The sequence below is a fragment of the Synechococcus sp. MU1655 genome, from assembly GCF_023630655.1.
Taxonomy (GTDB): Bacteria; Cyanobacteriota; Cyanobacteriia; order PCC-6307; family Cyanobiaceae; genus Synechococcus_C.
The window spans coordinates 1-18509 of record NZ_JAKUHK010000008.1 but is presented as its reverse complement, the minus strand read 5'-3'; the positions used below and the strand labels follow the sequence as shown (position 1 = coordinate 18509).

The window sequence follows — 18509 nt, the reverse complement described above, 5'->3', positions numbered from 1 at the left end:
GTGCTCAGCTGAGCGAGGCGATGGCTGCTGCCATCGGTTCACCCGAAGAGCATGTTCGTCGGGGTGATGTCACCCCTTTGTTGGACTGGCTCCGTGAGCATGTACACCCCATCGGACGGGCCATGAATGCGGAACAATTGGTGCAGACCGTGAGTGGCCGAGCCCTGACTTCTGAACCATTCTTGCGCTATTTAGAAGACAAACTCGATCGGGTTTTAGCCACGAGCTCAGTTGCTGGCACTTAGCCGTTACGCTCAAGTTGCGAATGCGTGCTGTATAACTTGGATCTGCCTCCCCGTAGGATTCCGGCGCTGATCGTCCTCTTTCATGGCCAATCTCGACCAGGCTCCAAGCCGCAGCATGCCCAACCTGCTTCATGTGCTGCCGGCCTTTGCTGATGAGGCTGAGCTACGCCTCAACACCATCGTGGAGCTCAACTCCAATACGATCAACAAGTACGAGCTCATTACGGAAACAGGCCATCTGAAGTTGGATCGGGTTGGTTACTCGTCTCTGGCTTATCCCTTTGCCTATGGCTGTATTCCTCGCACTTGGGATGAGGACGGTGACCCTCTCGATATTGAGATCGTGAATGTGACCGAACCCTTGATTCCGGGGTCGATTGTGGAAGCAAGGATCATCGGGATTATGACCTTTGATGATGGTGGTGAGGTTGATGACAAAGTGATCGCCGTTTTGGCCGATGACAAACGCGTTGATCACATCAAGAGCTTCGAAGATCTTGGTGAACAATGGAAAAAGGAAACCACTTACTACTGGGAGCACTACAAGGATTTGAAGAAGCCAGGAACCTGCACGGTGAATGGATTTTTTGGCACCGAAAAAGCTGTGGAGATCATCAAGAGCTGCGAAGCTCGCTACATGACTGATATTGATCCCAAGTTGGTTGACTGACGTCCTGAGAACCCTTTTGAAGACTTTGGTAAAAGCGGGGTGTAACCCCGTTTTTTTTTGCTTATTGGTTGCTTTAGGGCTTGATTAAAAGAGGTTCGGATGAGGCTGGAATGTTGAATTTGTCTCTCAGTGTTAAAACGGGTTGGTCAGCTTCTAGCCAGAAGTCTAAATCTTTAATTAGGTTCACATTGCATGCTAGACCCTTTTCATAGCCAGCCATCGCATCGTTTGGGTGAAAGGCTCCAGTTGAGGGTGGAATGATGTTTCCAACAGTACTGAAAGCTTTCCCTAAGTGAAAATCTAGGATGACTTCTAGAAGTGATTCAAATCCAAATCCATCATCAAAAAGCCCAGCTTGAAATGCCGCTACATTCATCTCGCCTTGCACATCTGTATTAAATCCTCCAAGGATGTGGCAGCAATCATGATTTAAGAGCAATTCAGATGTGCTTTTTTTCTCCCCGGGTAGTGCCCAATTCCTGTCTCGATACCAATGGAATAAAGTGTGGCCTAGGCTGCCTTCTGGATAGGTCTCTAGTTGTTGATAGCGTTCGGAGACAGACCGATCTCCGATGGCTTGATGGAACATTGTGATGACACCTTTGATGACTTTCGGTGCTGAGTCGAGGCCTAAGAATTCGCCTAGACTCCTGCGTCCGTAATCAATTAGAAGTCGCTTTAAGTGGTTGTCTCGAACTCGATGTAGATCTTTAATGGTTTGGGGGTGAATTTCTAAGTGATCTGCAAAATTATCTACAATCGCGACCATCCTGGGGTCGACCTTCATGTCAACATAAGGGATAAGAATAAGAATTTGAAGGAGTTGCTCTCGTTTGTTTCTGTCGGATATTTTTGCTGATAGATCTTCAGGTTTGATCCCGTTTAGATGGTTCAGGTCGATGGACGACTTCAGAACAAAGTTCTGAATGGATTCCATCATTTCCATGGTGATGGGCTCAATATTTGCAATGCCTCCCATGGAGCCCACTTCTTGCATGGCTTGTAGGAACAGCTGTGCGTCTCCTGCGGGCCAGGACAGTTGGTGCTTCATTCCAGTCTTGATGGGCTGGGGATTGAGTAGCACATTTCTTAAATCCTTAAGGTTTCGCTTCGCGCGGTGTGCGGTTTTTTTTTCGCACAGTGCATACGTTGAGACCAGTGAGTCTTGGCCGTCTACTCGTGAGTCTTAAATGCACTGCTTGCGCTTCTGGCCTTCCAGTGGCGTTGTTCGCCTCCTCTTTGCTTGTGGCGGCTCCAGCTCTGTCTCGATCTCAGCTCACCCATGTATCGATGGCTGTGCGTCACCCCGTGGAGGGGCGTGTTGTCTTGGACTTGGGCCGAAGGCAAATCAGCGTTGTGCGACAGGGTCAGACCCTGGGCCCATGGCCGGTAGCGATTGGTGATCCCAAGACCCCCACGCCTTCTGGGATGTTCAAGGTCGAGAACATGATGATTAATCCTCAGTACCAGAGCACCAAGTCAGGAAAGGTGCATCCCAAACGCGGTCCTCAAAGCCCGTTGGGACATCGCTGGATTGGCTTCCTACGCAGTGGACCCAATCAATTTGGCATTCATGGCACTCCCTGGCCCCATTGGGTGAAAACCAGAGCGGCCGTATCCAATGGCTGTGTGCGCATGTTGAATGCGCATGTTCAACAGCTCTACGACCACGTAGAAGTGGGGATGGCTGTAGAAATTACGCGTTGAGCCCAGCGATCACTGGCTTCGCTCCTGTTCAAAGATCTCTTGAAGGATCTCGCCGGCTCCTTGATCCTTGAGCTTGTGGGCGAGGTCTCGTCCCACCGCTTCAGGGTCGGCTAGGGAGCCGGCTTGCTCGTCACGGATCAGCCGTTTGCCGTCGAGGCTGGCCACCATTCCCGTGAGCTGGATCGTGTCTCCCTTGATTTGAGTGTTGACGCCGATTGGCACTTGGCAGCCTCCCTCAAGAACTCTCAGGAATGCGCGTTCCGCTAAGCAACGGGCTGCGGTTGGTCCATGATTTAGCACTTGAATCAGCTCCATCACTTCGGGGCGATCGCAAACGCATTCAATCCCTAGAGCTCCTTGCCCCACCGCGTGAAGGGAGATGTTCCCTGGGATGCTTTGGTGAATTCGATCTCCGAAGCCGAGTCGGCTGAGTCCAGCTGCGGCCAGAATCAAACAGTCGTAATTACCTGAGTCGAGCTTCTCGAGCCGTGTAATGACGTTTCCGCGAACGTCTTTGAACTGAAGATGCGGGTAGTGATAGCGCAGTTGGGCTAGGCGCCGTAGAGAGCTGGTTCCAACAATGGAACCCTCCGGCAGTGTCTCAAGTGTGTACTCAGCATTTTTGCTGTTCACCACTAAGGCATCTGCGGGGTCTTCCCGCTCGGTGATGCAACCCAGCATCAGCCCCTCGGGAAGATTTGTGGGGAGGTCTTTCAGGGAGTGAACGGCGATCTCGGCACGGCCTACCAGCATTTGAGCTTCTAGCTCTTTGGTGAATAAGCCTTTGTCTCCGATCTTTGCTAGGGCAACGTCGAGGATTTTGTCGCCTTGGGTCGCCATTGCTTCAACAGAGATGGCAAGACCAGGGTGGGCTTTTTCAAGTTCTGCTTTGACCCAATTGGTCTGAACCATGGCCAGCTGGCTGCGGCGTGAGGCGATGCGCAGGTGCTCTAGGGCCATGTTTGAGAGACTTCAGTCCGCAAGATTACGCAGACGTGCCCCCCGCTGTCACCTGCCTGTCTATGAAAATTGGCATGGGTCGCCGCCCTTGCTCGAACGCCCAGCTTTACAATTCATCACAAGTGAGCGATTGCCATGCCAGGGCCTGTGGTGAACGGTGTTCGGAAGGACGGCCTGCCTGTCGCGGATCAGGCAGCGTCCATGAAGGAGGCCCTCCCTTTTTTGCCTCTCTTAAATGAGGGCACGATCAAATTGATTCTATTAAGCAGTGGCGGTGTCTTGATGGCGCGGCTTAGGAACACAACGGATCCAGATGGCGAAAGGGCGTATCAATTGATTCGTCCACTCAGCGTGATCAAAGCCAACCCCAATCAGCCTTGGGAGTTAGAGCCTTACTTAGAGGGCTTGACCTCACAAAAAAATATTGTGGTTTACAAGGCTGCGGTGGCATCCATTCTTGATCCTGATCCTCGGCTTCTTCAGGTTTATGCACGCAATACATCCCAAGAGTGTCCGCCTTCGGAGACGCCTGTTGAACGACTGAAGAGAGCTTTCCAGGAATTCACTGAATGCATTGAGGGGGAAGTGTAGGTCGATGCTTGCAAGAATGTCGTGATCAGTATTGGGTTTTGAGTCTTGAGTTAATCAAATTTATGCGCTTAGATTTGAGTGGTTTCTTCAGTGTCTTCTTTGAGGATTTTTTCTAAGTCTAGTTTTGCTTTTTCGGAAAGTAGCGTTTCGTAGCCAAACTCTTCCTCGATTGATTCGATTAGGTCGTCATCGTCTATGAGCTCTGGATGAATGTCGCGATACCAGGATAGAATTCTGTCTTCGATTTCAAAAATTGCATTAAAGAATGGTGTGATGCTGTTTTGCAAGCTATTTTGTTCAGCTTCGGTTAGGCCCCTGAATAGGTGGTCATGCGTCATAAATGCATGGGTCGCAAGTCTTGCTTGTTTGAGTGACTCCAGCGCCTCTAGGAAGTCGCGTGGTGCGTGTCTGTGGTTGATACTCATTGGCTTTGTTGGTGGGTAAGGTTTTAGTTGATGTGTTTTGTTTGAAGGTTTGGTGTCAGTGTGAGTAGCTAATGGATGTCATGCTTTGACGAGAGAAGTCTCTTCTGTATTCCGTTCCTGTCCCTTCTGGGCGTCCCTTTTCAGGCTCAGAATCAGTCATTCGATGCGTGCCCCAGCCAGCGGGGACCTCAGGAGTTTCACATCTTGATTCAGGATCTTGCAGGTGGCCTCGATGAATTCGAGGCCTTAAATGGGGGAAGGAGAGGAATATTAAAACAGATCTTACTTGTAAGATCCTCCTCAAGTATATCGATGGCTAATTCGCTTTACAGGTAATAAGTTGATCTGCAATGGAGCATTGAAAAACCCCCCGTTAAAGACAGGAGGTGGGAGAACTACTACCTCAAGCTTGGCTTTTTATTTGATGTATTCCTTGAGAACTCCATTCCTGTTGGGATGACGTAATTTACGAAGGGCTTTGGCTTCAATTTGACGAATCCGCTCACGGGTTACATCAAAGATTTGTCCAATTTCTTCCAATGTTTTCATGCGTCCATCGTCAAGGCCGTAGCGAAGGCGCAGGACATCTCGTTCGCGAGGGCTAAGGGTTGCAAGAACTCCTTCAAGGTCTTCGCGAAGAAGATTTTTAGCAACATCTTGCTCTGGATTTTCGATATCGGCTTCAATAAAGTCGCCTAGCCGTGAATCCTCTTCTTTGCCGATGGGTGTTTCGAGGGAAATTGGAAGCTGTGCACTCTTGGCGATAAAGCGCAATTTCTCGATGGTCATTTCCATCGACTCGGCGATTTCTTCCTCTGTTGGTTTGCGTCCAAATTCCTGACTGAGGACCTTGGTTGTTTTCTTGATCCTGGAAATAGTCTCGTAAAGGTGAACAGGTAGTCGGATGGTTCGCGATTGATCAGCGATGGCGCGAGTGATGGCTTGTCGGATCCACCAGGTGGCATAAGTTGAGAACTTATATCCTTTTTCATGGTCGAATTTTTCTGCGGCACGAATGAGGCCAAGGCTGCCTTCCTGAATGAGGTCCTGAAAACTAAGGCCTCGGTTCATGTATTTCTTGGCAATCGACACCACGAGGCGCAAGTTCGATTGCACCATTTTTTCTTTGGCTCGTCGGCCAAGCATCAATCGTCTGCGGAAGCGAATCACTGGCATCTCAACCAGTGCTGCCCATTCCTTGGTGTCAGGAAGTTTGCCGTTATCGCTTTCAAACTGCGCTGCGAGTTCTTCGAGATGCAGTAGGTCCGCAATTTTGCGAGCCAATTCAATCTCTTCGTCCGGACGCAGTAAGCGAATGCGTCCGATTTCCTGAAGGTAAACGCGGATGGAATCTTCGGTGTAAACACCTTTGGGTCCTACCTTGATGCTCGCTAAAACCTTGGCTTTCGCTTCTGCTTTGGCTTTTGCTGCTGACGTCTCAGTGGCTGTTACTGCGGTGGCAGTCGTTGCAGCTGCAGCCAGTAGTTGATCTGCAGAGGCGTCCAGGTTCGCTGAAGTAGCGCTGACTTTGGCTTTGCTGCTGGCTTTGCTGGTTTTGGCTTTGCTGGTTTTAGCTTTGCTAGTGGGTTTACTTACCTTTGGTTTGGTGCTGGCCTTTGTTCCTGCCTTGGCTTTTGAGGCAGGCTTTGCTTTGGCCTTCACTTGCTTGGGCTGACCTTTCTCGTCGGCCAGCATCATGATTGAAGGCGCTTGTTTTGCTTTGGCCTTTGCCAACTTGGTCGCGGCAGGACTCATGGCGGTCAGTAACGAAGGAGAGAGCGGAATAGGAAGCGAATGTCATCAACAGTCAATGCAACCGTCCTGATGCGGGCGGATGCTTTTGAGGCGTCACCTTCCCTTCATAGAAACGGTGCGCAAAGAAAAACGCTGAGCGTTAAGCAAAATTGGGAGAGCTGGAGGGGTCCGATGCAGAACTGTCAAGGGCATTCTCAGACCGGTCGGCTTCATGGAATTCCATGGCTCGAGCTTCGGATCTTCCCTTTGGAAGGAACTCTGCTTGTTCCAACAACAGCCTTTGAAGCTGTCCAATATTTATCTTAAAAAAAACGTGTCATGAACGCAACCCCAATAGCCGATTTTTCGAAAAACCCCGTCCGCCCGCCACCAGTTCTAGTGGTGGTCGATGTTTGGGTTGAAGCGGGTCGGGATGGTCGCACCTTCACGTACTGCGATCAGAAGCAACTGAATGTTCGTTTAGGGGATCTTGTTCAGGTGTCCCTGCGCGGTCGCCGCATTCAGGGGTTGGTCACGGCCTGTCGAACACAACCTGAGGATGCAAGCCGCCCGCTCCAGCCTGTGGATGCGCTCCTGCAATCGGCTGCCGTTGGACAAGCCTGGAGATTGTGGCTTGAGGAGATGGCACAACGTTGTCATACCAGCCCGTTTCGAATGCTGAAAGCAGCTCTCCCTCCTGGCTGGTTGGGGCAGCGCGTTGTGACAACCGTGAAGGAACGCAAGCTTTGGTGGGTGTCCTTGCCTGACAGCACCCCCCATTTGGATGCTGATTTGCCAGCGCGACAGGCCTGCTTGGTGTCCAAGTTGCAGGAGTTCGGGGGGGGAGCGTGGCAGCGAGATCTCGTCGCTGCAGGTTTTCAATCAGGAATCGTGCAAGCCCTAGTGCGCCGAGAGCTTTTGGTTCGTGAGTTGCGTCTCGCCTCTGATGCGCAGCCAAGTCCGGTGTCGGTGAACTTGGTCGATGCGACTGAAGCTCCCAGAACTCTCAACAGCGAGCAGCGGGTTGCAATTGAAACCCTTCAAAATCAACCCGAGGGTGGAGGTGTGTTGCTTTGGGGAATCACCGGTTCAGGGAAGACCGAGGTCTACCTCCAGCTCGCCGCTGATGAGTTGGCAGCAGGGCGACATGTTTTGTTGCTGACTCCCGAAATTGGTTTGATTCCCCAGCTGGTGGATCGCTGTCGGCGTCGATTTGGCTCTCGAGTGCTCGAATATCACAGTGGTTGCAAAGAAAGAGAACGGGTCCACACCTGGCGAAACAGCTTGGAGGCAGAAGAACCTCTCGTCATTGTGGGCACCCGTTCGGCCATTTTTCTGCCGCTCAGTCCCCTGGGTTTGATTGTCTTGGACGAGGAGCACGACAGCTCCTACAAGCAGGAGTCTCCGATGCCCTGCTATCACGCCCGGGACCTTGCGATGGCGAGAGTGCAAAGGGAGGGAGGTCGTGTCTTGCTGGGTAGTGCAACACCCTCACTTGAGACCTGGATTCAACTCGCTCCAGAGGGTCCGTTGGCTTTAGCTCGTCTTCAACAGCGCATCTCTCATCAGCCTTTGCCGCCGGTTCAGATCATCGACATGCGCCATGAGCTCGCCGATGGCCATCGGCGCTTGATCAGCAGGGCGCTGATGGATCGTTTGTCGAAACTTCCTGAACAGGGAGAACAGGCGGTTGTGCTAGTGCCCCGCCGTGGATACAGCACGTTTTTGAGCTGCCGAAGCTGTGGTGAGGTAACGCAGTGTCCGCATTGCGATGTGGCGTTGACCGTTCATGGAAAAAGCACCGGTCACCAGTGGCTGCGTTGCCACTGGTGTGATTACCGAGCCCCGGTGACGACGAACTGTGGGCATTGTGGCTCGTCAGCTTTTAAGCCCTTTGGTGCTGGCACTCAAAGGGTTTTGGAGCAACTGGAGTCTGAGTTGGAGGGTCTGCGATTGCTGCGCTTTGATCGCGATACCACCGGTGGACGCGACGGACATCGGCGTTTGTTGGAGCAATTTGCGGCGGGTGAAGCGGATGTCTTGGTGGGAACCCAAATGCTGGCGAAAGGGATGGACCTGCCAAGCGTCACGCTGGCCGCCGTGTTGGCAGCTGATGGCTTGTTGCACCGTCCCGATCTCCGGGCTGGGGAGCAGGCGCTTCAGTTGTTATTGCAACTCGCAGGCAGGGCTGGCCGTGGAGAGCGTCCCGGGCAAGTCCTTGTTCAGACCTATAGCCCCGATCATCCGGTGATTTTGCACTTGGTCGATGGTCGTTACGAGCGTTTTTTGGAGGAGGAAGCTCGGGAGCGACGCGAAGCCGGATTGGTGCCCTATGCCAGGGCTTGTGTCTTGCGGCTGTCTGGGACGTCCGCATCCACAACGGCAACTGCTGCTGCCGTTGTGGCGGAACAACTTCGGCCCGGTTGCAAGGATGCTGGTTGGCAGCTCATCGGTCCAGCTCCAGCTCCGGTGGCAAGGGTTGCTGGACGCAGTCGCTGGCAGCTCTTGATGCATGGTCCACAAGCTTCGGCCTTGCCTTTGCCCTCTGGCAGCTCCCTTTGGGATGGCTTGCCCAGTGGGGTGTCACTGGCTGTTGATCCAGACCCGCTACAGCTCTGAATTCAGGACGGTAATTCCGGGTAACCGAAACCCATCATCAGCCGAAGCCGTTGCAAGCTGGCAGTCAAAATCAGCAGCGCCACGATCGCGAGACTGCCTACTCCAAGGCGGCTCCAGCGCCATTGACTCCACTGCAACCGGTTCTGCACGCCAATCGTGAGCGGCCAGATGAGCTCTCCCTTGGCGTTTTTGCTTGCGATTGCAGGGCTGCTTTGCAGATCGTGCAAGCTCGCTTGGTTCCCAAGACGCACCACAATTTGCAGCTCATTCAGGCTCTCCAGAGCTCTTAAATCCAGTTCCAACAGCAGCTCTTGCTTGAGACCCACGAGCCAGTTGCGCTCTTCCAGTTTGAGGGTGGGTGCTGGTAGTACAAGGCCGGCTGTTCGTCCTGCTGCTTCGACCGTTTGGCTCAGGAGTGCAGCGGCGTCCTCACTGTTTTGGATTGGTGCTTTGACCTCAAGATGACCTTGTCCTGAGTTGCGAACCTTCCAAGGCAGATGCATCGCTCTCAACTCTCGGCTGAACGCGTCCTGCCAAGGAAGTTTCAAGCCACTGCGACTGTCGATTGTCCAAGCCATCTCCACCCTGTCTGCTCCTGGGAGGCTGAGATCTGCAGTGATGCGTACGCAGCCGCTCAACAAGAGCATGAGCCCAACCAGCACGGTGATGACAAGTAATGCGAAGCCACCTGCCGGGGCTCGAGTTGGACCGGTAGGAGGTGATGGTGGTGGTGGTGGCAGTTTGCGGCGATTGAATAGCTTGGGTCGTTGGCCAACCCGCGGATCCATCTCCAATGTTGGCAATTGCATTGACCAGCGCGCAGGCCTTTCCAGGCTTGGCGCCTCAAGAACATCCAGCAACTGCCGTGCCCGTGTTCTTAGCTCTGGATCTTTGCATCGTGTGAGGCGTCGGCAGGTGCTCAGGGCCTTGCTCTCATCCCCCTTCCCCATCCAGGCTGTGACCAACAGCATGTGGATCTCAGCTCCTTGACTGTCACTGATCGTGTTGGCTTCTGCGAGCGGCTCCAACAGTGCGATGCACTGGCCGTAATCGCCACGCTCGAGAGCGGCTTCCGCGGCTACCAGTGCATTGGTCATCGATTAACCGCGGCCCAAAACCATCGTTCCGATGCCTGCATCGGTGAACACTTCAAGGAGAAGAGCGTGGGGGACACGACCATCCACGATGTGGGCTGCAGCAACCCCTTGAGCCAGAGCACGAATGCAGCATTCTGTTTTGGGCGTCATCCCACCGGCAACAACGCCATCGTGGATCAATTGCCGTGCCTCCGACAGCCTGAGCTGTCGGATCAGGGAGTCGGGATTGTCTCGATCGCGAAGGATTCCTTGGGTGTCAGTCAACAAAATCAATTTCTCTGCCTCGAGTGCCGCAGCAAGCTCTCCAGCAACCGTGTCGGCATTGATGTTGTGAGATTCCCCATCCGGGTTGGCAGCCACGCTTGAAATCACAGGAACATATCCCCGTGCCAGAAGTGGTTCCAACACATCGGGATTCACCCGAGCCACGTCGCCGACCAAGCCATGGTTGCCATCCCCCCATTGACGAGCCTCCACCAGTCGGCCGTCGCTACCGCTGAGGCCTACAGCGCTTGCTCCAAGACGGTTGAGTCCGTTGACGATCTGTTTGTTCACTCGGCCAACAAGAACCATCTCCACCACGTCCATCGTGTCGGAATCGGTGACCCGCAAACCGCCACGAAATTCGGAGGGAATGTCGAGTCGCTTCAGCCAGGTGTTGATCTCTGGGCCACCCCCATGAACCACCACCGGCTGCACTCCCACACTGGCAAGTAGGGCGATGTCGCGGAATACGGCATCACGCAACTCTGCGTGGACCATGGCCGCGCCGCCGTACTTGACCACGATGCGCCGACCAGCGAAGCGTTGGATGTAAGGAAGGGCCTCGCTCAGGACGGAGACCCGTAGGGAATCATCCATGCTGCAGCTGCTCAGGGCTCTCCATGCTCGCCTCTCGTGGCCTCATTCTTGGGGAGCAGGGTCAAATCGAGTTGATCGTTTTCCAGTGGAATAATTTCCGCTTCCATACCTTTCGAAAAAAAACGACCCAAGCGCTCGCGGCGTTCTTGCCAACGCTCGAGCCCCACTGCTTCACAGGCAAAGCGCATCCTCAGACCATATCCGGCTTCATTACTCATCTCTTCAATTTCCAGCAGCTGAGACGGCTTGTCTTCATCCCAGAGTTTCAACGCTTCGAGTGAGCTCTCTAAGTGAGCTTTCTGCCCATAGCGCCAGCGTGTGACATCGTTCAGCAACTTGACCAGTTCGGGAGATGCCGTTTCGCGTTCTTCGCGAAATTGCCTTTTGGGAGTCACCCGGCGTGCTGGGGGAAGTTCCGAGGATTTGAGGGCAAGACCCCCGAGAAGAATGGGAATTCCGTAAAAGATGGTGGGAAGGCTGAGATTGGCATTGCCAGCTCCGTAGGCCAGAGCACCAACCACGGTGAGGACACCGCCAGCGATGGTGATCAGACTTCCGGGCGAAATGAGCTCGTTCATTGAGGCCCGTGCATTGCAGCCATTGTGACCAAGAGGACTGCAGGATGGGTGGAGGAGTCCAACAATCATGAATCCCTCGTCCCAACAGGCTGTTGAAACCAGAGAGCTCATTGCTCAGCTGGAGACGGATCGCGCTTGGTTGCTCGAACAAATTGATCGCGGCCGCTGGCCAGCTTTGAGACTGGATCTAGCGGCCCTCGAGCGAGAGCTTGGTCAGCTGCTCTTGCGTGCTTCAGAGCAATTGTCTGACAAAAATCAGTAAAAACCCTGCTCCTTGCTGGCGTTAAAAGGGAATGTCGTCGGTCTCGGGAACAAGGGGAGAGGTGTTCCATTGAGCCGCTGAATCCTGTCCAGCCGCCGCGGGCTTGGTCGGTGATTCGGAAGACTGGGGCGTCTGAGCTGGTACGGGTCGAGCTGGCGCTTTGCGAGCAGCGGCAGGGGGCTGGCCCGGGCTGGATCCCGCTGCACCCACTGAATGCAGCCTGGAGAGGGTGAACTCAGCTCTCTTCTCTTTGGTGCCGTCTTGACGGGGAACTGTGTTCATGCGCAGTCGGCCCTCAATCACGAGCCGCTGCCCGACTTGCACGCGATTTTGAAGGTCCTGGGCGAGGTTGCCCCATCCGACGACCTTCAATTGCCCCTTAGGGTCATCGGGTCGGAGGGCATCGAAGGACACGTCCATCTCAGCAATGGGCGTTTGATTGTCTTGGGTGTATCGCAGGGTGGGAGCTTGAAGGACATCCACCTCGAGCACGCAGTGGTTCATTCTCAGCTGTCACAGTGATCGCCATCCTGATGCACCGACAGACGAATCGCCAGGGGACTGTTTGGTTGCTGGCAGGTACGGGTGATGGCCCCCCTTTGGCTGCGGCTTTGATCTCCCAGGGCTGGCAGGTTCACGTCAGCGTTGTCAGTGACATGGCTGCCCATCCTTATCGGGGAATGGCTGTGGAAGCGATACACGTCGGTGCTCTGGGAGGTTCGCAGGCAATTTCGCAATGGCTGCAGAGGATTCCTGTGGATTGGGTTGTGGATGCCACGCACCCGTTTGCGCTGAGGATTAGTACTCAGTTGCACCAGTCTTGTCAGGGCTCTGGCCAGCAACTGGTGCGGTTCGAACGCCTGAGGGAGGCGTCGGGCAAGGCCGTTGTGCTCGGCTCCATCGCTGACCTTGCCAATCAGCCCTTAGCAGGACAACGACTTCTTCTGGCCCTCGGTGCCCGCCAGTTGGTTGAGGCCGCGAAGGTCGCTCGACAAGCAGGGGCCATCGTTTTTGCAAGGGTTCTGCCGTCGCCGATGTCTCTGGTCCAGGCAGCAGCAGCGGGTGTTTCACAGGAACAACTCGCAGTGGTACGACCCCTTCAGGGTTCCGAGCCAGGAGCACTGGAAGCTGCACTTTGCAGGCGCTGGGGCATTACGGACGTGCTTTGTAGGCAGTCGGGGGGAGCGACTGAGTCGCTCTGGGACAATCTTTCGATGGAGATGGGGCTTGGGTTATGGCTTCTGCGCCGACCAGTTCCCATGGCTGACGTTCCTGTTGTGCATAGCTTGGACCAGCTTCTGGTGCACCTGAATGGCACAACACCCTGATGCTTTCTGGTTGGTCTTGACGACGGAGGCTGATCAAGAGAGAGCTGATTCACTTGCTCAGACGCTGATCAGCCGTGAGCTTGCCGCATGCGTGAGCCTTCAGGCGATTCAGTCGTGCTACCGCTGGAAAGGCGTGGTTGAAGAGGCCAAGGAAGTGCAGCTTTTGATCAAGACCACTGCAACGGGATTGAACGCGTTGCTTGGAGCTATTGAGGCACTCCACAGCTACGACACCCCCGAGATTCTTCATTGGCAGGCTCAGTCATCGCACGCCTATGGCGCTTGGGCCGCGGCGTCTATCAATCCAGATGCTTAGCAATGAGGTCTGGCAATGAAACCTTGGAACGAGGTCCTAATTGGGTCACAACCTGTCCGGCGCAGATTGACCCCATTTTCCCGCAGACATCCAAGGGAAGGTCTTGGGTGTAGCCATGCAGGAAGCCACCCGCATAGAGATCTCCTGCTCCAGTGGTATCGACGAGATCGCCGAGCTTGTAGGAGGGGATTTCCCACCTCTGATCACCGCAAAGAACGACAGACCCTTGGGCACTGCGGGTCAGGACGGCCACGCTGCAGCGACCTTTCACTTGCTCAAGCGCGCTCTCGAAATCTGCTGCTCCGTAGAGCGATTTGATCTCATCCTCATTGGCGAACAGCACGTCAACATGTCCATCGACAAGCTCGAGAAAGCTGTCACGGTGACGGTCAACGCAGAAGCCGTCAGAGAGGGAGAGGGCGACTTGTCCGCCGCTTGCTCTGCAGGCTTCAGCCGCTGTGATGAAGGCTTTTTTTGCTTCTGGACTGTCCCAGAGGTAGCCCTCGAGATACAGGATTTTGGTGTCGCGAACCATCGAGAGGTCGAGATCATCAGGGTCCAGTTGAGTCGAGGCACCGAGGTAGGTGCACATCGTCCGTTCGGCATCCGAAGTGACGAGAATGAGGCAACGGGCCGTGCTCGCACCGGTCACTGCTGCCGGTGTCTCGAAACGGGTCCCTACGGCGCGGATGTCGTGGGTAAAGATGGTTCCGAGTTGGTCGTCACGCACACGACCGATGAAACCAGCCTTGCTTCCGAGCTGAGCGAGTCCGGCCAGTGTGTTGGCGGCTGAACCTCCAGAGGTTTCGAGACCTGCACCGCTCGCCTCGTAAAGGATTTTGGCTTGTTCTTCGTCAACGAGGGCCATGCTGCCCTTGGTGAGGTTGTGATCGGTTAGAAACTGGTCCTCGGTTTGAACCAAGACATCGACGATGGCATTACCGATGCCCACCACGTCGAGAGAACTGGTAGTGCTGAACCGGGGAGTGGAGGACATCTCTGCTGTCGTTAATACAGCGGAAGTATGGCTGTTCGTTGGATCGCGGCTGTGAAGCGCCGACGCGAGCGCGCTCAGGCGCTGAGGAGCGCGCGCTTCGGGCCATGGATCGGATCTTCCACCACGATTGTTTGGTCTCGACTGGCCCCGAGGGAAACAATCGCAATCGGAACGTCCATTAAGTCAGCGAGGAAGCGCAGATAGTCCATCGCCGGAGCAGGAAGGTCTTCGAGTCGACGGCATTCAGCTGTGGAACATTGCCAACCTGGGAGGGTCTCAAAGATTGGTTTGCAGCGAGCGAAATCTTCGGAGCTACTGGGGAAGTAATCGATGCGTTCGCCATTGAGCTCGTAGGCAACGGACACTTTGATCTCATCCATTTCGTCCAGGACATCGAGCTTGGTGATTGCAAGGCAATCCAGTCCATTGACTTGAACGGCGTAGCGCCCAATGACGCCATCAAACCAGCCACAGCGGCGACGGCGCCCCGTGGTCGTTCCAAATTCCCCGCCTCGATCACACAGCTGGTCGTTCAAACTTCCTGAAAGCTCTGTAGGGAAGGGACCTTCCCCAACCCGAGTGGTGTAGGCCTTGGCGACCCCAATCACTCTGTCGATCAGGGTTGGGCCCACACCTGCCCCAATGCAGGCACCTCCTGACACCGGGTTGGAGGAGGTCACGTAGGGATAGGTGCCGTGATCGAGATCCAGCAGAGTTCCTTGAGCTCCCTCAAACAAAATGTTCTTGCGGTCGCTTGCGGCTTCATGAATGGCGCGGGTGCAATCCACCACATGAGGGGCTAAGCGTTTTCCGTAAGCCAGATATTCACGGATGATCTCTTCAGCATCCAGTGGCTTTTCGCCATAGATGGTTTCAAGTAATTGATTTTTCTCGCTCAGCGGCCCTTCCAGCCGATCCCGAAGTCGAGCTTCGTCGAGGAGGTCTAAGACGCGAATGCCACTGCGTTGAGACTTATCGGCATACGTGGGGCCGATGCCGCGACCGGTGGTGCCGATTTTGCGTTCACCGCGTTGCTTTTCCATCGCCAGATCCAAGAGGCGGTGGTAGGGCATCGTGACGTGTGCCGTTGATGCCAGCTGCAGGCCTGCAATGTCGATCCCGTTGGAGATCAGCATGTCGAGTTCCCCAAGCATCACCTTGGGATCAATCACGGTTCCGGAGCCGATCAGGCAAGTGGTGTCTGGGTAGAGGATTCCAGAAGGGATTAGGTGAAGTTTGAGAACTCGACCATCCACCACGATGGTGTGTCCGGCGTTAACGCCTCCCTGATAACGCACCACGACATCAGCGGAGCGACTCAGAAGATCGGTGATCTTTCCTTTTCCCTCGTCGCCCCATTGAGCACCGATGACGACAACGTTGGCCAAAGAATCGGCGGCCCGAAGCCGCATTTCTGCACAATCCAGCAGTTTCGCAGAAAGTGCTGCCTCAGGTCAAAGTGCTGTTCAATTTTGTGATTAAGTGCCGCGAACTGCTGCTTTCTCGGCCTTGCTCAGCTCCTTGTCAATTCTGGCTTTTAGAGCTTCGGGAACGGGACGGTTGGTGTAGTTGTTGTAGTGACCAGCTAAGGAGTTGAGTGCGGTTTGCATCGTTGTGAACGAACTCAAGCCGTTCACCTTGGGACGGGCTCTGTAACGCGAAACATATTTGGTGATTAAGTCGCGTGCCTCTCCTTCCGCCTCTTGGTGATTAGCCGCGTCCTGGGGCAACGCCAAAGTGTCGTGAATGGCATGGGCAACAGCCACGGTGTCTTGGACGTAGTCCCCGGTCAGCGTGGACGATTCGTTTCCGCAGGCCGTCACGAGCAAAGAAAGCCCAAGGCAAAGGGCCAGGCTCACATTGATTAGACGGCTGGTAAGGCGTTTCAGTACGGCGATCATGACGGAGGGACTTTGGTGGACTTTACGCGGGTCAGAGTTGGACGCGAAGCTCGGTTGGAATGGCTTCGAGAAGGGACGAGACTGCTTCGGCTCGGCTTAAAACGTTGGCATCTCGCTCTGACCGTTGCACCAGTTCCACATTTCCTTCTGCAGCAGAGCGACCAACGACAACTCTCCAAGGGATGCCAATGAGATCAGCATCCTTGAATTTCACCCCAGCCCGCTCGCCACGATCGTCCAATAGGGCATCGATCCCCGAGTCCCGGAGTTCGTTGTAAATCGCCTCACCGAGGTCCATTTGGACCTCGTCTTGAACATTGGCCACCACCACGATCACCTGAAACGGAGCAATGCTGAGCGGCCAGATCATTCCGGCGTCATCGTGATGTTGCTCAACGGCGGCCTGGGCCAGCCGTGAGATCCCGATGCCGTAACACCCCATCCAGAGGTGTTCTTGTTTTCCTTCTTTGGTGGTGATTTGCGCTCCCATTGATTGGGAGTACTTGCGACCGAGTTGAAAAATATGCCCCACCTCGATTCCCCGTCGTTCTTCGAGGCTCTGTTCTGGGCTATGGACACAGTGATCCCCTGCCTTGGCATTGCGGAGATCCAGCGCATGCATGCTTCCGAGATCAGACCAGCTGCACCCCCAGCGATGCTCATCGCTGGTGTTGGCTCCGCAGACAAAACGCTCCAGCTCCGCAGCTGTTGTGTCGGCGAGTTTGAAGAACCGAGTGTTCCAGCTGCGCGCTCCGGTGAGGACGTCATCAGGGAGGTCAGGACCGATTGAGCCAAACGGGAGAGGCTTCAGTCCTTGTGATTTCAGTTGATCGGCGTTGATCGGGCTGAGATCGAGAACGGGGCTGTCGAGTTGTTGCGTCAGTGCATTAACAAGCTTGACCTCGTTGAGTTCTTGATCTCCGCGTAGACAGACAAGAACCGGCTGTTCATCGCCAGATTCGAGCTTGGCAAGCAGTAGCAGAACTTTCACGATCTGGCTGGGATCAAGCGATTGGGCGGAGCAGAGCTGCTCAATCGTGATCTGTTTTGGAGTGGAAATAACCTGTGGTTCTCCGCTTGGTAAGGCCTGAGCAGGGGGTGCGATTGAGACGGCTTTCTCTTGATTTGCTGCGTAATCACCATCAGGGCTGATGAGGATTAAATCTTCTCCAGCATCTGCCGTCACCATGAACTCTTGGGATGCGGCGCCGCCGATGGCTCCACTGTCGGCATCCACTCCGACAGCCGTCAGACCGCAACGTTGGAACACCCGGGTGTAGGCCCTTTCCATCTCCGCATACATGCTGGCCAGGTCGCCTTCATCCGCATGGAAGGAATAGGCATCCTTCATGATGAATTCTCGGCCTCGCATCAAGCCAAAGCGCGGGCGAATCTCGTCCCTGAATTTGCTCTGAATTTGGTAAAGAGTGACGGGGAGCTGGCGATAGGACTTCAGTAGGTCACTGGCTAATTCCGTGATCACTTCCTCATGGGTAGGGCCTAAGCCAAGGGAGCGCTCCTGGCGATCCTCAAGGTGGAACATGATCCCCTCGCCTGCGGTGTATCCCTGCCAACGGCCACTTTTTTCCCACAATTCGGCGGGTTGAAGTTGAGGTAACAATGTTTCAAGTGCCCCAACTTGATTCATCTCATCCCTGACGATTCTCATCACCCTTTGAAGGACCCTCCACATCAGTGGGAGATAGGCATAGATTCCTGATCCAACGCGTCGGATATATCCGCCACGAATCAGCAATTGTTGCGAGGCGATTTCGGCGTCAGCGGGAACATCCCGCAGCGTCACCAGCATCAGGCGGGAGACGCGCATAGCAATTCTGAGTTGAGTGAGATTGGAAGCTACCACCGCTGCATAAAAAGGTCGCTTTAGGAAGTGTCCCGATCGCCTGGAACCTCTCTGGCATCCTGAATTTCAGCTGCTACTGTCGGCCCAATCCAGCGCGTCCTAAATCAGTCTCATGTTTCCTAGGTCGATCGATAGTCCTGTTTCTGCTGCCGACGATTCTTCAGTATCTGGAGCAGATGTTGATGTGGTGATGGCTCAATCAGATGCATTAGTGGCTATCGATGATGTTCAGAAATCATTGAACCGATCTAGAGCATCCGTTTATCGCTACACGAATACTGACACTCGCAATTTAAATCCTCCTTTTAACCCCAAGAAGTTAAATCCTGAATATCGAAGCGATCAAAAAGATCC

General features: G+C 54.4%; 20 protein-coding genes and 1 pseudogene. 9 read left to right on the top strand and 12 right to left on the bottom strand.

Annotated elements, in window-relative coordinates; all coding sequences use genetic code 11:
- Together NCN04_RS01055 and NCN04_RS01050 are read left to right on the top strand one after the other, a co-directional pair.
- Positions 1-245 (top strand): annotated as a pseudogene (locus tag NCN04_RS01055) (carboxypeptidase M32); the annotation flags it as partial.
- Positions 246-327: 82 nt separating this feature from the next.
- On the top strand, positions 328-915 hold the full coding sequence (locus NCN04_RS01050) for an inorganic diphosphatase (RefSeq protein ID WP_048346946.1): 588 nt from the start codon (positions 328-330) through the stop codon (positions 913-915).
- A gap of 73 nt (positions 916-988) precedes the next feature.
- Here the strand turns inward: NCN04_RS01050 and NCN04_RS01045 are convergent, their stop codons facing one another.
- Positions 989-1966, bottom strand: a complete 978-nt coding sequence (locus NCN04_RS01045; RefSeq protein ID WP_250394900.1) for a hypothetical protein — start codon at positions 1964-1966, stop codon at positions 989-991.
- A 128-nt stretch (positions 1967-2094) separates the two neighbouring features.
- Here NCN04_RS01045 and NCN04_RS01040 point away from each other — a divergent pair, with 128 nt between their 5' ends.
- Entirely contained in the window at positions 2095-2622 is a 528-nt protein-coding gene (locus NCN04_RS01040) for a L,D-transpeptidase (protein WP_250394901.1), read from the top strand.
- Positions 2623-2631: 9 nt separating this feature from the next.
- Here the strand turns inward: NCN04_RS01040 and hemC are convergent, their stop codons facing one another.
- Positions 2632-3582 (bottom strand): hydroxymethylbilane synthase, encoded by a 951-nt coding sequence (hemC, locus tag NCN04_RS01035; RefSeq protein ID WP_250394899.1) that lies wholly within the window; start codon positions 3580-3582, stop codon positions 2632-2634.
- Between the two features lie 135 nt (positions 3583-3717).
- On the opposite strand from hemC, the gene NCN04_RS01030 reads away from it, so the two are divergent.
- Positions 3718-4173, top strand: coding sequence for a DUF6561 domain-containing protein (locus tag NCN04_RS01030; RefSeq protein ID WP_048346943.1), 456 nt, complete (start codon positions 3718-3720; stop codon positions 4171-4173).
- A 68-nt stretch (positions 4174-4241) separates the two neighbouring features.
- On the opposite strand, the gene NCN04_RS01025 is transcribed toward NCN04_RS01030, so the two are convergent.
- Complete coding sequence (locus NCN04_RS01025; protein ID WP_250394898.1) at positions 4242-4598, bottom strand: hypothetical protein; 357 nt, start codon at positions 4596-4598, stop codon at positions 4242-4244.
- Between the two features lie 417 nt (positions 4599-5015).
- Positions 5016-6353 carry an RNA polymerase sigma factor RpoD gene (rpoD, locus tag NCN04_RS01020; protein ID WP_250394897.1) on the bottom strand — a complete coding sequence of 446 codons (1338 nt, stop codon included), beginning with the start codon at positions 6351-6353 and terminating at the stop codon, positions 5016-5018.
- Between the two features lie 318 nt (positions 6354-6671).
- On the opposite strand from rpoD, the gene priA reads away from it, so the two are divergent.
- Positions 6672-8951, top strand: coding sequence for a replication restart helicase PriA (priA, locus tag NCN04_RS01015; RefSeq protein ID WP_250394896.1), 2280 nt, complete (start codon positions 6672-6674; stop codon positions 8949-8951).
- Positions 8952-8953: 2 nt separating this feature from the next.
- Here the strand turns inward: priA and NCN04_RS01010 are convergent, their stop codons facing one another.
- Genes NCN04_RS01010 through NCN04_RS01000 form a run of 3 tightly spaced genes read right to left on the bottom strand, consistent with a single transcriptional unit; the run spans position 8954 to position 11487 of the window.
- The gene (locus tag NCN04_RS01010) at positions 8954-10048 is read right to left on the bottom strand and encodes a DUF3153 domain-containing protein (RefSeq protein WP_250394895.1); all 1095 of its coding nucleotides are present in this window, start codon (positions 10046-10048) and stop codon (positions 8954-8956) included.
- A 3-nt stretch (positions 10049-10051) separates the two neighbouring features.
- Positions 10052-10909: an acetylglutamate kinase gene (argB, locus tag NCN04_RS01005; protein WP_048346937.1), complete on the bottom strand. Its 858-nt coding sequence runs from the start codon at positions 10907-10909 to the stop codon at positions 10052-10054.
- An 11-nt stretch (positions 10910-10920) separates the two neighbouring features.
- Positions 10921-11487 carry a DUF2854 domain-containing protein gene (locus NCN04_RS01000; protein ID WP_048348260.1) on the bottom strand — a complete coding sequence of 189 codons (567 nt, stop codon included), beginning with the start codon at positions 11485-11487 and terminating at the stop codon, positions 10921-10923.
- Between the two features lie 67 nt (positions 11488-11554).
- Between NCN04_RS01000 and NCN04_RS00995 the strand changes: the two genes are divergently transcribed.
- Complete coding sequence (locus NCN04_RS00995; RefSeq protein ID WP_048346936.1) at positions 11555-11749, top strand: DUF8666 family protein; 195 nt, start codon at positions 11555-11557, stop codon at positions 11747-11749.
- A 21-nt stretch (positions 11750-11770) separates the two neighbouring features.
- Here NCN04_RS00995 and NCN04_RS00990 read toward each other — a convergent pair whose 3' ends face one another.
- A complete protein-coding gene (locus NCN04_RS00990; protein ID WP_250394894.1) occupies positions 11771-12253 on the bottom strand; it encodes a single-stranded DNA-binding protein in 483 nt (160 codons plus the stop codon).
- 29 nt (positions 12254-12282) lie between these two features.
- On the opposite strand from NCN04_RS00990, the gene cobK reads away from it, so the two are divergent.
- Positions 12283-13077 (top strand): precorrin-6A reductase, encoded by a 795-nt coding sequence (gene cobK / locus NCN04_RS00985; protein ID WP_250394893.1) that lies wholly within the window; start codon positions 12283-12285, stop codon positions 13075-13077.
- 16 nt (positions 13078-13093) lie between these two features.
- On the top strand, positions 13094-13393 hold the full coding sequence (cutA, locus tag NCN04_RS00980; RefSeq protein WP_502988733.1) for a divalent-cation tolerance protein CutA: 300 nt from the start codon (positions 13094-13096) through the stop codon (positions 13391-13393).
- On the opposite strand, the gene NCN04_RS00975 is transcribed toward cutA, so the two are convergent.
- From NCN04_RS00975 to NCN04_RS00960, 4 genes are all read right to left on the bottom strand, one after another.
- On the bottom strand, positions 13377-14390 hold the full coding sequence (locus tag NCN04_RS00975; protein ID WP_048346933.1) for an adenosine kinase: 1014 nt from the start codon (positions 14388-14390) through the stop codon (positions 13377-13379). The two genes, cutA and NCN04_RS00975, sit on opposite strands and share 17 nt — an antisense overlap.
- 74 nt (positions 14391-14464) lie before the next feature.
- Positions 14465-15802 (bottom strand): adenylosuccinate synthase, encoded by a 1338-nt coding sequence (locus NCN04_RS00970; RefSeq protein WP_250394891.1) that lies wholly within the window; start codon positions 15800-15802, stop codon positions 14465-14467.
- A 66-nt stretch (positions 15803-15868) separates the two neighbouring features.
- Positions 15869-16291 (bottom strand): photosystem II protein Psb27, encoded by a 423-nt coding sequence (gene psb27, locus NCN04_RS00965; RefSeq protein WP_048346932.1) that lies wholly within the window; start codon positions 16289-16291, stop codon positions 15869-15871.
- A 31-nt stretch (positions 16292-16322) separates the two neighbouring features.
- Positions 16323-18119: a proline--tRNA ligase gene (locus NCN04_RS00960; protein ID WP_250394890.1), complete on the bottom strand. Its 1797-nt coding sequence runs from the start codon at positions 18117-18119 to the stop codon at positions 16323-16325.
- A 148-nt stretch (positions 18120-18267) separates the two neighbouring features.
- On the opposite strand from NCN04_RS00960, the gene NCN04_RS00955 reads away from it, so the two are divergent.
- On the top strand, positions 18268-18509 hold a 242-nt coding region (locus NCN04_RS00955; protein WP_502988732.1), incomplete at its 3' end, for a DUF8631 domain-containing protein.

Bases quoted from the DNA above. Each gene is read 5' to 3' on its own strand.
- rpoD (WP_250394897.1), bottom strand. From the start codon at position 6,353: ATGAGTCCTGCCGCGACCAAGTTGGCAAAGGCCAAAGCAAAACAAGCG.
- priA (WP_250394896.1), top strand. From the start codon at position 6,672: ATGAACGCAACCCCAATAGCCGATTTTTCGAAAAACCCCGTCCGCCCG.
- NCN04_RS00995 (WP_048346936.1), top strand. From the start codon at position 11,555: ATGAATCCCTCGTCCCAACAGGCTGTTGAAACCAGAGAGCTCATTGCT.
- hemC (WP_250394899.1), bottom strand. From the start codon at position 3,582: ATGGCCCTAGAGCACCTGCGCATCGCCTCACGCCGCAGCCAGCTGGCC.
- NCN04_RS01025 (WP_250394898.1), bottom strand. From the start codon at position 4,598: ATGAGTATCAACCACAGACACGCACCACGCGACTTCCTAGAGGCGCTG.
- NCN04_RS01010 (WP_250394895.1), bottom strand. From the start codon at position 10,048: ATGACCAATGCACTGGTAGCCGCGGAAGCCGCTCTCGAGCGTGGCGAT.
- cobK (WP_250394893.1), top strand. From the start codon at position 12,283: ATGCACCGACAGACGAATCGCCAGGGGACTGTTTGGTTGCTGGCAGGT.
- psb27 (WP_048346932.1), bottom strand. From the start codon at position 16,291: ATGATCGCCGTACTGAAACGCCTTACCAGCCGTCTAATCAATGTGAGC.
- NCN04_RS01050 (WP_048346946.1), top strand. From the start codon at position 328: ATGGCCAATCTCGACCAGGCTCCAAGCCGCAGCATGCCCAACCTGCTT.
- NCN04_RS00970 (WP_250394891.1), bottom strand. From the start codon at position 15,802: ATGCGGCTTCGGGCCGCCGATTCTTTGGCCAACGTTGTCGTCATCGGT.
- NCN04_RS01030 (WP_048346943.1), top strand. From the start codon at position 3,718: ATGCCAGGGCCTGTGGTGAACGGTGTTCGGAAGGACGGCCTGCCTGTC.
- NCN04_RS01000 (WP_048348260.1), bottom strand. From the start codon at position 11,487: ATGAACGAGCTCATTTCGCCCGGAAGTCTGATCACCATCGCTGGCGGT.
- NCN04_RS00975 (WP_048346933.1), bottom strand. From the start codon at position 14,390: ATGTCCTCCACTCCCCGGTTCAGCACTACCAGTTCTCTCGACGTGGTG.
- NCN04_RS00990 (WP_250394894.1), bottom strand. From the start codon at position 12,253: ATGAACCACTGCGTGCTCGAGGTGGATGTCCTTCAAGCTCCCACCCTG.
- NCN04_RS00960 (WP_250394890.1), bottom strand. From the start codon at position 18,119: ATGCGCGTCTCCCGCCTGATGCTGGTGACGCTGCGGGATGTTCCCGCT.
- argB (WP_048346937.1), bottom strand. From the start codon at position 10,909: ATGGATGATTCCCTACGGGTCTCCGTCCTGAGCGAGGCCCTTCCTTAC.
- NCN04_RS01045 (WP_250394900.1), bottom strand. From the start codon at position 1,966: ATGAAGCACCAACTGTCCTGGCCCGCAGGAGACGCACAGCTGTTCCTA.